The sequence below is a fragment of the Candidatus Pseudothioglobus sp. Uisw_050_01 genome, from assembly GCF_048085775.1.
Lineage (GTDB): Bacteria > Pseudomonadota > Gammaproteobacteria > PS1 > Pseudothioglobaceae > Pseudothioglobus.
The window spans coordinates 572965-588088 of sequence record NZ_CP159804.1 but is presented as its reverse complement, the minus strand read 5'-3'; the positions used below and the strand labels follow the sequence as shown (position 1 = coordinate 588088).

Sequence of the window (15124 nt, the reverse complement as noted above, 5' to 3'; positions counted from 1 at the left end):
TTAGAGGTGTATTTAATTGGCCGAACAAGTACAAAAGACAGTAGAAGATGATCCTTCAGATTTACCAGAAATACTAACCAAATTTCCGGGTGAGCTTCATGTTAAAAACGTAAGCAAATCATTTGGGGTAACTAAAGCCCTTGATAATGTGTCCTTTACTGGATATTTTGGTGAAATCCATGCAATTATTGGTGGAAATGGCTGTGGGAAAAGTACATTAGCTAAGGTGCTCGCGGGTGTCTTGCCAATTGATTCAGGGAAAGTGTCAATTAATGGCCATCATCCATCCACACCAAAGGAATCTCGCGATTTAGGTGTTTCAATGGTATTTCAAGAGGTTCTTGTAGCAGATGAAGCATCGATAGTTGATAACTTATTTATTGGTATTGATGGTTTTTTCTCAAAATCAATGTCGGATAAAGATAAACAAGATAAAGCTAGAATTTTATTAAGTGAATTAGCTGATGAAGATATCGACCCCTTAATGCCAGCTGGAAATCTTCCACTAAGTACTAAAGCCTGGATTACCATTGCTAGAGGATTACTAAGTGAGCCAGATTTACTAATTTTAGATGAATCATCAGCTGCATTAGATTTCGACTCAACTGAGCGTCTTTTTAATAAGATGAGAGAACTACGTGATAAGGGGACAGCAATAATAATAGTAACTCATAGAATTGCAGAGTTAGTAAGAATCAGTGATCGTTGCACAGTTATGAGAGATGGGAAAGATGTTGGTGTTTTAGAAAAAAGTCAAATTACTGAAAAAAATCTTTTACAACTGATGACAGGAAAAGATCAAAGCAAAGACTCAACTAAACAAGATGCTCACAAATCATCTCACTCACAAGTAGCGCTCAGAACTCAAAATATGAGGGTTTGGCCAACAAGTGATTCTTCAAATTTTGAATTAAATAAAGGTGAAATAGTTGGAATCACTGGGCTAGATGGCCATGGTCAAGATGACTTTGTTCGAATATTAGCTGGTATTGCACCAGCTGCAGAAGGAGTAGCTGAAGTCAGCACAAACCATGGTGTTGATTTTTCTTCGATTAACACTCTTGCAGATGCAAAAAAATTTGGAATTGCATTTGTTTCAGGTGATCGAAAAAGAGAAGGAATTTTACCAAATCTAAGTATTGTTGAAAATTTAGCAATTTCTATGTACGACAAAAATACCAATATACCCGGCGTTCGCCTTATTGAATGGGGTGCAATAAATGACATTTATGATTGGGAAGTAGAGAGATTAGCTATTAAAGCAGGCGCCAAAGAAAATTTGATTACATCTTTAAGTGGTGGTAATCAACAAAAAGTAATGCTAGGACGTGCTTTTTCCACCCATCCCAAGACTTTGGTTTTATTAGATCCTGCTCGTGGAATAGATTTACAAACTAAAAGAGATCTTTACAAACAACTAAGAGAATTTGCGGATGAAGGAAATTCAGTAATTTACATGTCAAGTGAACTTGAAGAGTTCATAGGGTTTTGTTCGCGTGTAATTGTATTTCGCAACGGCAGCATTTTTGAAACATTTTTAGATCAAAAAATTAATGCTGATGGAATTCTTGAATCAATGTTTGGACATATTCAAAATCAAGATAACTCTGATATAGAGCATAAAGAGTTGGTGAACTCAAAATATCCTGAAAACACAAAAATGGAGAATGAAATGAGTGAATATAACGTAAGTAAATATTTCAAAAATGAGATCAAAACAGAAGCCTCAACTAAATCTTCAAAGCAGGATTTCTCACCTTCTGATGAAGAAAATTTTAATTCAATAATCAATTCTTCTGAAAATCAAAATAATGATGGCAAAAAAGTTGAAAAGAAAACAGCTGAGGAATTAACCGAGTCTTTTGAATATTCTAAAGATGATTCAAATCAATTTGAAAAGTTAATGAAATTCAAAAAAAATCCTAACCAAAAAATTACTTTGGGTCAGGCAAATAAAGTAGATGATTACTCAGCTGCCGACGAAGAGCTATTCAAAAAATTTGAAATTGAAGATGATGGTAATGAAATTAAAAATGAGCTAGATAGACGCTTAAGTAGTCAAAAAATCACCTCCTCTAATAATATAGATCATAAGAGCGTTAAGTCAAATACTCAGGAATATAGTAAGGAAGATTTAGAAAAATTTGAAAAATTATTCTCTAAAGAATAGGGCAATTTAATATAAATATTACAAAATGAACTTTTAACGATAATGGAATTAATCAAAAAACAAGAATCAAATTCTGGGGCTAGTACATATCTTATAGTTCCTATAGTCATATTCTTCCTATTACTTATATTTGCAGTTATTAGAGGCCCATATATGGTTTCAAGTACTGGATTTGGTGGTTTAATAATTGTTGTGGCTCCACTAATACTTGCAACCTATGCATTAACAGTAATAGTTATGGCTGGAAGAGCAGGAGTTGATTTATCAATTGGGCCATTAATTGGATTTATCAATGTTGGCATGATTCAGCTAATCGGGCTAGGTTTAATTGAATCACCAATTGCAATATTTTTATACGCCATTGGTGTGGGTATTGCTTATCAAGTTCTAATGGCTTTAATAATTGTATTTGTTCGAGTGCAGCCAATTATTGTGTCATTAAGTGGCTACCTCTCGCTTGTTGGATTGAATCTCATAATTATGCCTCGACCATCTGGCTTAGCGCCTGATTGGATGTATAGCTGGGGAGCTGGCACTACTATTTTTTCTCCCGTTTTAGTAATATTAATAGTTGCAACAGCAGGATGGTACTTGCTTGCTCAAACAGCCTTCTGGGGTAATTTAAAAATGATGGGTTCTGATGAGCGAGCAACCTACACAAGTGGAGTTAATATAAACATGGTTCGAATTGGCGCTCATGTTATAGGCGGTATTTATGCAGGACTTGCTGCGATTACATTTACATCTCTAATTAGCTCTGGTGATCCAAGTCAGGGAACAACTTACACACTAATGGCAGTTACTGCACTTGTCCTGGGTGGAGCAAATTTAGCAGGTGGTCGAGGAAGTGCATTTGGCGCCCTTCTAGGTTCACTAAATATATTTTTAATTACCTTTGCACTTTCAACTTTTAACTTTGGAAAAATGCAGAGTTTCGTTACCGATTTCTCATATGGACTTATGCTGGTTGTTTCATTATTAATTAGTATTGCGATTCCATTTCTTCAAAAACGTGCTCGAGGACTATCGCCATCCCTAGTGTTTTTAGTAATGGGAATAGTTTCCTTAGGGGTAATGGTAAGCGTATCGATGGACAAATCATTTGGAGTAAAAAGATATAAGGCATTTGTAGCTGCTGTTGAGCAGGAAACTATGTCAGCAGGAACAATTATGTTTCTTATAATTATTGGGGTGGCATTGACTGCCTATATTATCAAAGTTGCTTTTAAACATATAAGCGGCCCAATGATTGGACTTATGATTGTTGTAATAATTACTGCTTTTGGTCTAATATTTAATCCTGATTCTACTTCAGAAGTAGTTTTCTCACCAGCTATGATTGATTATTCAATAATGATATTTAGCATGGAGGAAATCTCGAGCTCTTCATCATTCCTCTCTATTAATGCATTAAGTAAGACAACATATCTATTAATCGGTCTAGTAGGTGTAGTGCTATTGTCATCACTAATAATTCTGACAATGCTTCCAGGAATAAAAACTAGTATCAAGCGTTTAGCAATGATAATGTGCATCGCTATTGTTCCAGTTATTGCAATTGGAGCTGTATTTTTTCAAGATGCAGATAAGGGATATTTAACAAGTAGTTTCTCAGGTGAAGTTTTTGCAATATTAATGGTCTCAGCACTTCTCTTCACAATTACCATACCTTTAGTTCATACAAAAATAAAAAATATCAATAGTATTTTTATTGGCGCAATATCTATTATTTTCTTAATTGTTATGTACTTCTTTATAGGCAATAGTGTGGTTTCAGTTGACCCAAATATGGGAGTATTAACAAGCTATTCAATGCCAATTATTCCAACTGGAGTAGAAAGTTTACCGACCAAATTTATCGAATATACGGCACCAATAAGGATGAATGTTGATGCCAGTGGAATGGCACTAATTACTGAAATTGCCTACATTGCCATTATTATTGTTTTATTACAAGTATTTTTACGCATTGCTATGGGAGAAACTAGTTTTAATAGTTTTTGGAAATATTGGTATATAGCTGCTTTTGCTATTCTAGCATGGGGCAGTTTATTTTATGCAATAGGTGTGCCAATATGGAAGCTCATTGTCATTATTGGAATCACAATTATTTCTGCACCAAATGTAATGCACATAATAAGCACATACATTATTGGCGATCATAAAGATGATGCAATAAGCAAATGGGAAGGATAAATAATGAAAATATTTCAAAATAATTGGGTTAAAAATGCGCATTAATAGAATGGGAAAAGCTGCCTTTTCATTTTATAAATGGCTGGGCTTTATTGTTGCTTTAATAGTTTCAGTTATTAGTGCTGTTTTAGGTTTTATTGATAACACTCCCTCACAACTTGTTATGCTTTATACAGTTGCAATCTTTGGTTCAATCTTATGGGGCTGGCATCACCTTTCAGTAAGATGGACATACATTGACGGCCTTGAAGAGGAAGATCTACAATTAGTAGAAAATATAGAAATCCAAGATAAAGAGTCTACTGAAAGCTACTTTAGTTTCCTTATCAAGAGTAACAAGGGTGCCATTATTGGCATATTAGCAATGATTATTGCATTTGTTGGACTTGCCTTTGCTATGGATGATTTTCTTCAATGGCAAAATATACTTTCATTGGTAGTATTTTTTCTAACTCTCTTAATATTAATCATCACCAACTCAGTTGCGAAAAATAATAAAAGTGCGCTTATGGGATTAGCAGTATTAATTGGACTTTTTATTATGGGTTCATTAATTGTAGATGGCTTTATCTCAACTTTGAATCTGAAATCAATGCTTCTTTTTGCATCATTCCTTGGGCTTGCATGTATTGGACAAACACTTGTAGTATTACTAGGCGGATTAGACTTATCAGTCAGCTTTGTAATTGGAGCTGCAAATATTGGCTTAATGTATTTAATCACGTTAGGAATTCCTCCATGGATCTGCATAGTTGCTGTTTTATTAATGGGATTAGGTGTTGGAATAGTTAATGGCTTATTAAGTTTTCGTATACAAGGTCAAGCACTTATCTTAACTCTGGGTGTTGGATTTGTAGTTACTGGCGCCGTTCAAGCCTTAACAACTATTGGTTCAGATTTTGGAGGAAGCGTTTTTGGTGTTGTGCCAAAGTGGTTGTCTAACATAGCTGCAACAAATGGAACTTTTATTGGCATTAGCATCCCGCCTGTTGTTGTAATCTGGGTTGTTTCATCAATCCTTATGATTATCGCACTATCAAATACAACTTGGGGAAGAAACCTATATGCAGTAGGTGGAAACCGGACAGCTGCAGCAAGATTATCAATATCAGAGAGGGCTTACTGGATAGGAGCATTTGCAATAGGGGGGTTTGTTTCTGCACTAACTGGTATTTTACTTTTAGGATGGAGTGGTGGTGGCTTTGTTGGCGTTGGTGGTCCTTATCTTTTTCAAACTATAGCTGCTGTTGTAGTTGGAGGTACTTCACTTCTTGGAGGAAAAGGAGGATACGGATTTACAGTTATTGGTGTTCTTGTTTTACAAGTTCTATCGTCATTTTTAGTAGGAATTGGATTAAGCTACGAAGGTCAACAATTTGTTTTTGGCCTGTTAATCCTCCCTATGGTAGCTTTATATGCCAGATCACCTCATATAAGAACACAAATTTAAATATAAATTAATCATGATGTCTAAAAATAATTCAAGGATACAAATAAAATGACTAGCGCAATAACATGGATATTTATATTTTTAGTCCTTTATTGGTCTTACTGTTTTTTTTGGGGAGTTCGAGCTTCAAAGCAAATAGCATCTGCAGATGACTACTTCCTATCTGGTCGAAGTTTATCGCCATGGGTATTTGCTATAGCAGCAACAGGAATATCCTTTGCAGGATGGACTTTTATTGCCCACCCTGGACTAATTTTTAGAGATGGATTTCAGTTTGCAAATACTTCATTTTTCGCCATCGCTGTTGCAATTTCTGGAGTTGTTCTTCTCAAAAGACAATGGATGCTTGGAAGGCGTTTTAGATTTACTACATCTGGTGAAATGCTTTCAGCATACTTTAAAGACGACACCCTAAGAGTTATTTCAGTTTGTATTGCACTTTTATTTGGTATTCCATTTGCTGCATTACTCTTTGGATCCTCAGGATTCCTAATAAGTGAATTAACTAATGGTATTTTTTCACGAAATGTAGCTATGTGGTCATTATCTGGATTTGTTCTTTTATATTCAATCATGGGTGGAATGCAAGCAATAGCAAAAATTTCAGTAGTGCAGACTATACTATTTTTCCTTGGAATGATTATTTTGGGCTTATTTGCTCTTGATCTTGCTGGAGGCTTTGATTCATTGAACCAAGGCTTAGCAAACATTGCAAAAAATATAACCAGTCACCTTGGAAAAACTAAAGGCATGGGAGGTGGAAACTTCCCAGGATACTTCGCAATTCCTGGTGTAATTCAATTTACAGATGGCATAGGAATTGAAACCCCAAAGGGTGGACCATGGACTGCAATTATGACTCTTACATTTATGATGTCAGTTATGGGAATTCAATCCTCACCAACATTCACAATGCTTGGGTTTACCAGTAAATCAACCAAAGGCTTTTCAATTCATCAGATATGGGGCGCGGCAGCATGTGTTGGTATTATCATGTTTTTATTTTCCACTCTACAAGGAGTAAGCGCAAATCTACTAGGAGCAAATAGTGCGGTTAATCAAGCAGGATTTGCAATTGCACAGCATTTGCCAGAACTATCTAAGGCGCAATATACTGAACTGGTAATGCATTATATTAAACTTGTAGGAAGCACTTCACCATGGATGGTTGGCTTCCTTGCTATCTGTGCTATAGCAGCATTACAAGTCACTGCAGCTGCATTTATGTCTACTACTGGAAATATTTTATCTCGAGATATTTATGTTCATTATTTTAATAAAGACGCGGATTATAAAACTCAAATTAAAGCTGCAAAACTCCTTACAGCGTTAGTGTTCTTTTGTGGAATGCTATTAGCTTCATTTTCGATGGAAGCCACTCTCATTCTTGGAAGTCTAGCAATTGCTTGCTCATTCCAACTTTGGCCATCATTATTAGGTGTCACATGGTTTCCATGGATTACAAAAAATGCAGCAATTGCAGGTGTAATTATTGGAATTATTGTAGTTATCTTCACTGAAACATTAGGACAGAAAATAACTGGCGGACGACTACCTTGGGGAGTGTGGCCCTGGACAATTCATTCAGCTGTATGGGGTATGTTTTTTAATATTTCAATCTGCTTAATTATCTCTTTAATGACCAGTCAAGATCCTGACAAACAACACAGGGATACATTTCACTCATTTTTCCAAAAACACTCTGTAACAGCTTCTAATGATCGCTGGTCTAAGCCAGTTGGAGGGCTTTTATTAATGGTATGGATGTTTTTTGCTATTGGCCCAGGATCAATATTTGGAAACTTCACCTTTGGCAAACCTAATGCTGGTTATGATTCTTGGATGCTTGGAATGCCATCAATTTGGGCATGGCAAATTATTTGGTGGGCACTAGGTGTAGGATTAATTTGGTTTTTAGCTAATAAATTAAGAATGTCTACTGAGCCTGAAAAAGAAATTGAATCAATAAGTCAATAGGCTAAGATTTTTTTCTTATTATTTTGAATAGATTTTATAAGTTTTGGTGACACTGCAACCGGCTCTTGATTTGCATAGTCTTCATGGTTCTTAGCAACTGACTCTAGGTCATATAAGTAATTAACCATCACTCCCCAAGAATCATCTAGAGCACTTTGATTAACATTTGCATCTGTATGAATTTTATAAAGAGATGCGCCATTACCAAGATGAAAATGAGCAACTGGATTAATAGCTTGACCATTTTTACGTTTAATTTGAGTTAAATAATAATAAGTTAGTCGATTCAATACTAAAGGATTTGGCTTATTATCTTTACAACATTCGCTAATATCATTAATTATATTTTCAGGCAAATCTTTATCTTCTAATAGGTTAGTTTTGTTAGACCATTTCTTCAGCCCAGGAACAGGCGAGAGAGTAACAAAATGCTTGATTTGTTTGAATTCCTTCTCAATTTCAGTTACTACTTGCTTAATCAAAAAACTCCCGAAAGAAACGCTCTTTAGTCCCATCTGGCAATTAGAGATAGAATAAAAAACTGCTGTTGTGGCGCTAAAAGGATCAATTGGTTTAACGCTTGTATCAAGTATTGGCATAATTGAATTTGGCGTATCGTCCATCAATGCAACCTCAATAAAAATAAGAGGCTCATCTGGAAGTGCTGGGTGAAAAAAAGCATATAACCTTCTGTCATCTGCAGCCACCCTATTTTGTAAATCCTCCCAATCTGAAATATCATGGACAGCTTCGTACTGCATGATTTTTTCCAACACTCTAGCACTTGTCGACCAATCAATGCGTTCAAGTCTTAAAAACCCCCTATTAAACCAAGACTTAAATAAATGAACAAAATCAGAATCAAGTGATTTAAGCTCTGGGGAAGCTTTAATGCACGCTAACAATGACTCTCTCATCTTTAAAAGCACTGATGTTCCATTTGGGACTTGATTTAACCTTCTAAGAAGCTCATGACTCTTAGGTTCAATTAATTGATGAAGTTTCCTGAGCTGGCCTTCATCATCAATATTTAATTCAATGAGAGCTTTTTTGAGAGTAGGCCGATCGACGCCAAACTGATCAAGAAACTGTAAAAAAAATGACTTTTTTTGCTCTTCTGAAAGAGTATTAAAATCTTCCAAAATTATTTTTGCAAGAGAAAATAATGTTGCCTCTCCATTTTTACTTACTAACTGATTGCAAAGCGTAATGATACTTTCAGGACTGGATACTTTCTTATTTGAACGCCCCATACGGATACGCTGAATAAGAGAGTTTAAAAAGTTTTGATGCTGAGTCATGTCTAAATAATAATTTTCGTTTAATTTTATACTACTTTTTCTTTCTAGCTTCTTAGAAAGAATTGGTTGAAAAAAATGAAAATATATACTTAATAACTATTCAATTGAACTAAATCGAAAAACATTAACAGCAATATAGTCATTATATGCAGCGCCTGATTGAAGCCAAGTTTTTGCCTTTAAGGCTGAAATTTTAGGGCTTAAATTATCTTCAAGGTTTAAGTATAAGCCATATTTAAAAGTATAGTCTTCTTCGGTTAAGACTAATAAATCACCATTTGAACTAATGAGGGTTTTCTCTGGCATACCTCCTTGCTGAGATACAAATGCAGTCTGGCCGTACTCATCCATTAAGCTAGATAACTTAGCTTCGAAATACTCCTTACTAAGAGGGCTATGTTTGTAATAATTCGCGTGAAGATCTTCAGCCTCTTCAGCCAAATAACTTCTTAAATCTTCAACTGAAGAAAACACCTCATCTTCAATCCAAAAAATTACAAATGCACCATTTGAACTACCTAGACCCAATGACTGATCTTCAACCATCAACAGCGCAGAGCCATCTAGTATCGATTGCAAAAAATCTTTATCTAAAATTGTTATCTCTTCATTAAACTGACTTAGATTCATAATTTTTTCATCCTAGCGTGATTGAAAAAGGAGCGACTTAATAGTTTGATAATTTGTAGCAATATTTCTTAAAGCTTCTTCTCCTAGTTTATTACTAGTATCGCCCTCTTCAATCTCTTTTACTTTGTCAGCATACATTCTTTTAAGTGTATTTGTTGTAGCTAATATTTCGTAAACACTTGGGGAATTCTTTTCTTTCCAATCATCTGGCAAAATAGAAGGATATTTTGGATCAAAATCTATTAAATTATCGTCTTCTTCAGTAACCATCACTTAGTTAATGAGATAAATAATTGAGGAAGTCTCTCAGGTAATTTTTGAATATTATCAATTACCATAAAACGATTTTTACCAAAAATTCTCGAAACATATTCATCAGCGTGAGGATCTAAACTAATACAGAACGTTACAATTCCATGACTTCGTAACTCTTCAACCGCTTTTTTTGCATCCATACGAAGATGCTGTGGATCATCAACGTCAATATCTGCAGGCTCTCCATCAGTTAAGATCAAAAGAATTTTCTTAGCTGAAGATTGAGTCAATAAATCGACCCCAGCGTGCCTTATTGCAGTACCCATTCTGGTTGATAGGCCACCTTTTATTCCTGCCAATCGGCCCTTTACTTCATCATTAAAACTATAATGAAATGGCTTAAAGCGATAGTACTGAACATCGTGTCTTGAATCCGATGCAAACCCTGAAATAGTTAAATTATCTCCAATCTTGTCAATTGCCCATGAAAGTAATGAAGTTGACTCTTTCATTAGCTCCAAAATTGTTTTATCACTTCCAATAACCATATCATTGGTAGATTCAGATAAGTCCATTAATAAATTCACAGAGACATCTCTAACATGCTGCACTTTCTTTACATAAATCCTGTCAGATGGGGTTATGCCAGATCTAATATCTGCTAAAGCTGTTACGCATGCATCAAGATCAAGCTCACTTCCTTCTTGTTGCTTCTTTAGTTTTACGAGACCTTGAGGCTGCATTCGATCAATCGCATTTTTAAGTTGATTGGCAATAGGTTTGTGAGTTTTTAAAATTTTATTAATTAACTCTGGATCCCCTTTTCTCAAACATCTTTCATAAAGAGTTGCCCAGTTTGGCCGATAGAGCTGAAGCTGATAATCCCATTCATTGTAATGAAAAGGCTCACTTACTGGCTCCTTACCCTCAATTTCATTAATACTTACGCCATCGAGCTCATCAGGAAAGTACTCTGACTCTAAAGTCCAAATTTCCTGCGCATCATCACCTGCGGTTTCAACATCAAGCTCGTTATACATCTCCATAATATTGACATTTTTACGCACCTGTCTTTGACTAACAGGGACATAATCATTTCCCTCTGACAACCAATCAAGCTCTTCGTACTCCCAAATATATCTATTATCATCTCTATATATAATTGGCGTTGATACAAGAGCGGAAGCGCTTATTTTCACATCTGTTTCAGTCTTAAGTAGCTCGTAATACTTCATACCTAACTCATAGCTCATTGCTGATGATTCAGGCATTTTGGTCATTTTTTTAATAAATAACTTAAGAAAATCACTGTTAAATGACTGCTTTACTGTGTATTTTTGATCTAATGTAGCCCTTGAAAAATCAACCAGATCTACTATGAAAGGATTTAAATCTTTTAAGTCCTCATCTTCAGGATGAAGCGCAATCCAAGTTTTCTTCATACCTGGAAATTTTTTTAATGTATTGAGCTCAACCCTTAAGTCTTCTATTAGAGAAACGCATGCAACTTGCAAAGGATTTAAGTCATCCCCTTTAAAAGCCACTCTAGTTTCCATAATATGAGCTGCGGCATGAGCACAAACCGCCCTATAACAATCCATACCAGGAACAATTCTTCCAGAAGCATGCTTATAGTCATCATAAGCATCTGGAATATGCATAACTCCATATTCAATATAAGGTCTTAGACCTTTCTTAGTTTCGTAGTCACCTGAAGTCGGTCGTAGAAAAAAATCACGGTTATAAAACGCCCTAAGATAAAACTGCAACTTTCTTTGATTATCAATAAATAGCGTTCCTCGCCTCTCCTGCTCAAGTATTTGCATTGATTCTGCACTACTTAATTCAAAATAGGCGATTTGGGCTTTAAAATCTCGTTTGAATGATTCAGCTCCATAAAGAACCCATCTTCTTAGGCCACCAAGAGTAAGCTTACTAGTCAACTGATCAATATTATTTAGCATTGGCCTCATACCTCTAGGGGCTAGAGCTATCATTCTCTCCATTAACCTAAGGTAGCCTTTTAATAAATCAAAGTCACTCATCCGCCTTGCAACATTTGGAAGGCTTGCAATCATCAGCACTAAAACAGAAGAGGATGTTTGTGAAGACATTTTCATAATTGAAAATACAATCTCACCAATTATGGACTCGCCAACCTCCCTAACGACCATAGGTGTCTCTTCCAAGAAAGAGATAACCATGTCTTCACCTTTACCCATTGCATGAAGCGCACCAGCACCATCTAAATAGACTTTAAGTCCATTTGGGGACATAACCTTAGAGGCTTCAACAAAGCTCCCTGCAAGCGCATCATGAAGAATGTCAGAGGAATCTCTAAACTTTTGTTCAAAATCGGAAAGTTGAACCGCACTCATTACTAATCCTTAATCAAAAAAAGTATCGATTGCAGCATTAAGAGTGTCGACAATATCTAAGTCATCCGTAATAGGATTAACCATTGCAATTTTACAGGCAGACTTTTCATTAACCTTATTAGCAATTAATTGTCCTGCATAGATACATAATCTAGTAGATATTCCCTCATCCAGCCCATGGCCGACAAGATTTCTAGCTCTTTGAGCAATTTGGACTAGTTTCAATGCTATTTTTGGATCAACGCCGGACTCTTTAGAAATAATATGTGCCTCAGTTTTTTCATCTGGGTATTGAAAGTTAAAACCACAAAATCTTTGCTTAGTCGATTGCTTAAGGTCTTTCATTAAATTTTGATAGCCAGGGTTATAAGATATAACCAATTGGAAATCAGGATGCGCTTCAATCAATTCGCCTTTCTTGTCGAGCGGTAAAGTTCGGCGATAATCTGTCAAAGGGTGAATCACAACGGTTGTATCTTGCCTGGCCTCTACGACCTCATCTAGATAACAAATACCGCCATAACGAGCGGCCATTGCAAGAGGACCATCTTTCCAAATTGTACCTTCCTTATCAAGAAGAAATCTCCCTACTAAATCACTGGCTGACATATCTTCATTGCAAGCAACTGTAATTAAAGGCTTACCTAATTTATACGCCATATATTCTACAAACCTAGACTTACCGCACCCAGTGGGGCCTTTCAACATAACCGGCATACGATTCATATACGCAGCGGTATACATATCTATTTCATCATTTTGAGGTTGGTAAAAGGGTTCTTTTGCAATTTTGTATTGATCTAATTCATTCATTTTTATATCCTCTTCAAAAAAAACCCCTGCACTTAGACAGGGGTTTATCCAATCAAGCTTACCTAATTTTACTTGATTATTTAAATCCTTTGCCTCTGTAAATAACCATTGAAGCGCCCTGTGATTGAGCGTAATTATCATAACCAATTAGTCGAACATGATTATCTGGGTTAGCATCATGGCACTCCTTACATTCAGCAAGAATTGTATCAACATCTGTCTCACCAAATAAAGGAAGTTTCCACATATACCAGTAATTTTCCATAGCATTTTCAACTTCAGTATGCTCTACGCCAGGATTGTAACCCTGATCAACAATGTACTGTACTTGTTGTCGAATTTGTTTATCATTCATTGCAGGTAAGTATGAAAATGTTTCAAACTTTCTGCTCGAGTTATCGCCAAGGCGTGATGGGTAATCTTGAACTTTGCTCATAATATTTTCCTTATATTAGTTTTTCTTGTAATAAAAGTTGATTGATGCATTACTTGTGCACTATGTCCAGCTTATCAACTGTATCGAACTCAAATTTAATCTCTTTCCATGTCTCCATTGCAATCTTAAGCTCAGGTGAGTGTTTTGCTGCACTAGTAAGAATCTCTTTAGATTCCTTTTCTAAGTCTTTTCCAGCGTTCCTTGCTTCAACACATGCTTCAACAGCAACTCGATTCGCAGCAGCACCTGCCGCATTACCCCATGGATGGCCAAGTGTTCCACCACCAAATTGGAGAACTGAGTCGTCACCAAATATATTTACAAGTGCTGGCATATGCCAGACATGAATTCCGCCTGAAGCGACAGGTAGCATCCCTGGCATTGACCCAAAGTCCTGATCAAAGAAAATACCTCTTGAGCGATCTTCTTTAATAAAGCTATCACGCATGCAATCAATCCAGCCCAAAGTAGACTCTCGGTCACCTTCAAGCTTCCCTACAACAGTTCCTGAGTGCATATGATCTCCTCCAGAAAGGCGTAAACACTTAGCAAGCACTCTGAAGTGAATGCCGTGATTTGGATTTCTATCTACAACAGCATGCATTGCTCTATGGATGTGAAGCAATAAGCCGTTATCGCGGCACCAATTTGCAAGACCGGTATTTGCTGTAAAGCCTGCCGTAAAGAAGTCATGCATAATAATTGGAGTTCCTAACTCTTTCGCATACTCAGCTCTTTTGTACATCTCTTCAGGCGTTGGAGCTGTTACATTTAAGTAGTGGCCTTTTCTTTCACCTGTTTCTCTTTCAGCCCTTTCAATTGCATCCTGAACAAAACCGAAGCGGTCTCTCCAGCGCATAAAAGGCTGTGAATTTACATTTTCGTCATCTTTTGTAAAGTCTAATCCACCACGAAGTCCTTCGTAACATGCACGTCCATAATTTTTAGCTGATAAGCCAAGTTTGGGTTTAATGGTACATCCCAACATCGGCCGGCCATATTTATTCATTTTATCTCTTTCAACCTGGATTCCATTAGGAGGGCCTCCACACGTCATAACGTAAGCTATCGGAAAACGAATATCTTCAAGTCTAAGAGCTCTTAATGCTTTAAAGCCGAATACATTTCCTACGAGAGAGGTAAGAACGTTAACGATTGAGCCCTCTTCGAATAAATCAATTGGGTATGCAATAAAAGCATAAATTGCATCATCTGATCCTGGCACGTCTTCAATGCGGTAGGCGCGTCCCTTGTAGTGGTCAAGATCTGTTAACAGATCAGTCCAAACCGTAGTCCAAGTTCCTGTTGAAGATTCAGCTGCAACAGCGGCTGCAACCTCTTCTCTAGGAACGCCTGGTTGGGGTGTAATTTTAAAGCATGCAAGAATATCAGTATCTTTTGGCTCATACTCGGGCATCCAATATGTATCGCGGTATTCCTTTACACCTGCATCGTAACCTTTCTTAGCCATAGTTCCACTCCCTGTTTAATATTAATATAAAAATGGAATCATTATAG

At 36.3% G+C, this 15124-nt stretch carries 11 protein-coding genes; 4 read left to right on the top strand and 7 right to left on the bottom strand.

From position 1 onward, the window contains the following. Positions 1–16 precede the first annotated feature (16 nt). Genes ABXT51_RS02890 through ABXT51_RS02875 form a run of 4 tightly spaced genes read left to right on the top strand, consistent with a single transcriptional unit; the run spans position 17 to position 7793 of the window. Positions 17–2170 carry an ATP-binding cassette domain-containing protein gene (locus tag ABXT51_RS02890; RefSeq protein ID WP_416696057.1) on the top strand — a complete coding sequence of 718 codons (2154 nt, stop codon included), beginning with the start codon at positions 17–19 and terminating at the stop codon, positions 2168–2170. Positions 2171–2212: 42 nt separating this feature from the next. After that, entirely contained in the window at positions 2213–4366 is a 2154-nt protein-coding gene (locus ABXT51_RS02885) for an ABC transporter permease (RefSeq protein ID WP_416696056.1), read from the top strand. Between the two features lie 34 nt (positions 4367–4400). Beyond that, positions 4401–5816: an ABC transporter permease gene (locus tag ABXT51_RS02880; RefSeq protein WP_416653008.1), complete on the top strand. Its 1416-nt coding sequence runs from the start codon at positions 4401–4403 to the stop codon at positions 5814–5816. 48 nt (positions 5817–5864) lie between these two features. Next, positions 5865–7793, top strand: coding sequence for a sodium:solute symporter family protein (locus ABXT51_RS02875; protein WP_416696055.1), 1929 nt, complete (start codon positions 5865–5867; stop codon positions 7791–7793). Here ABXT51_RS02875 and ABXT51_RS02870 read toward each other — a convergent pair. From ABXT51_RS02870 to ABXT51_RS02840, 7 genes are all read right to left on the bottom strand, one after another. Next, the gene (locus ABXT51_RS02870; RefSeq protein WP_416696054.1) at positions 7787–9094 is read right to left on the bottom strand and encodes a malonyl-CoA decarboxylase domain-containing protein; all 1308 of its coding nucleotides are present in this window, start codon (positions 9092–9094) and stop codon (positions 7787–7789) included. The genes ABXT51_RS02875 and ABXT51_RS02870 overlap by 7 nt on opposite strands. A 96-nt stretch (positions 9095–9190) precedes the next feature. Then, the gene (locus ABXT51_RS02865; protein ID WP_416696053.1) at positions 9191–9724 is read right to left on the bottom strand and encodes a hypothetical protein; all 534 of its coding nucleotides are present in this window, start codon (positions 9722–9724) and stop codon (positions 9191–9193) included. Between the two features lie 12 nt (positions 9725–9736). Next, positions 9737–9994, bottom strand: a complete 258-nt coding sequence (locus tag ABXT51_RS02860; RefSeq protein WP_416653000.1) for a hypothetical protein — start codon at positions 9992–9994, stop codon at positions 9737–9739. Then, entirely contained in the window at positions 9994–12357 is a 2364-nt protein-coding gene (locus tag ABXT51_RS02855) for a nitric oxide reductase activation protein NorD (RefSeq protein WP_416696052.1), read from the bottom strand. The genes ABXT51_RS02860 and ABXT51_RS02855 overlap by 1 nt, the downstream gene beginning before the upstream one ends. 9 nt (positions 12358–12366) lie before the next feature. Next, positions 12367–13170: a CbbQ/NirQ/NorQ/GpvN family protein gene (locus ABXT51_RS02850; RefSeq protein ID WP_271556431.1), complete on the bottom strand. Its 804-nt coding sequence runs from the start codon at positions 13168–13170 to the stop codon at positions 12367–12369. Between the two features lie 76 nt (positions 13171–13246). Further along, positions 13247–13606 (bottom strand): ribulose bisphosphate carboxylase small subunit, encoded by a 360-nt coding sequence (locus ABXT51_RS02845; RefSeq protein WP_271537665.1) that lies wholly within the window; start codon positions 13604–13606, stop codon positions 13247–13249. A 49-nt stretch (positions 13607–13655) separates the two neighbouring features. Further along, positions 13656–15077 (bottom strand): form I ribulose bisphosphate carboxylase large subunit, encoded by a 1422-nt coding sequence (locus ABXT51_RS02840; protein WP_271537666.1) that lies wholly within the window; start codon positions 15075–15077, stop codon positions 13656–13658. Positions 15078–15124 lie beyond the last annotated feature (47 nt).

Excerpts from the sequence above, each read along its gene's own strand:
- ABXT51_RS02860 (WP_416653000.1), bottom strand. The coding sequence starts at position 9,994 with ATGGTTACTGAAGAAGACGATAATTTAATAGATTTTGATCCAAAATAT.
- ABXT51_RS02880 (WP_416653008.1), top strand. The coding sequence starts at position 4,401 with ATGCGCATTAATAGAATGGGAAAAGCTGCCTTTTCATTTTATAAATGG.
- ABXT51_RS02855 (WP_416696052.1), bottom strand. The coding sequence starts at position 12,357 with ATGAGTGCGGTTCAACTTTCCGATTTTGAACAAAAGTTTAGAGATTCC.
- ABXT51_RS02850 (WP_271556431.1), bottom strand. The coding sequence starts at position 13,170 with ATGAATGAATTAGATCAATACAAAATTGCAAAAGAACCCTTTTACCAA.
- ABXT51_RS02875 (WP_416696055.1), top strand. The coding sequence starts at position 5,865 with ATGACTAGCGCAATAACATGGATATTTATATTTTTAGTCCTTTATTGG.
- ABXT51_RS02870 (WP_416696054.1), bottom strand. The coding sequence starts at position 9,094 with ATGACTCAGCATCAAAACTTTTTAAACTCTCTTATTCAGCGTATCCGT.
- ABXT51_RS02845 (WP_271537665.1), bottom strand. The coding sequence starts at position 13,606 with ATGAGCAAAGTTCAAGATTACCCATCACGCCTTGGCGATAACTCGAGC.
- ABXT51_RS02840 (WP_271537666.1), bottom strand. The coding sequence starts at position 15,077 with ATGGCTAAGAAAGGTTACGATGCAGGTGTAAAGGAATACCGCGATACA.
- ABXT51_RS02865 (WP_416696053.1), bottom strand. The coding sequence starts at position 9,724 with ATGAATCTAAGTCAGTTTAATGAAGAGATAACAATTTTAGATAAAGAT.
- ABXT51_RS02885 (WP_416696056.1), top strand. The coding sequence starts at position 2,213 with ATGGAATTAATCAAAAAACAAGAATCAAATTCTGGGGCTAGTACATAT.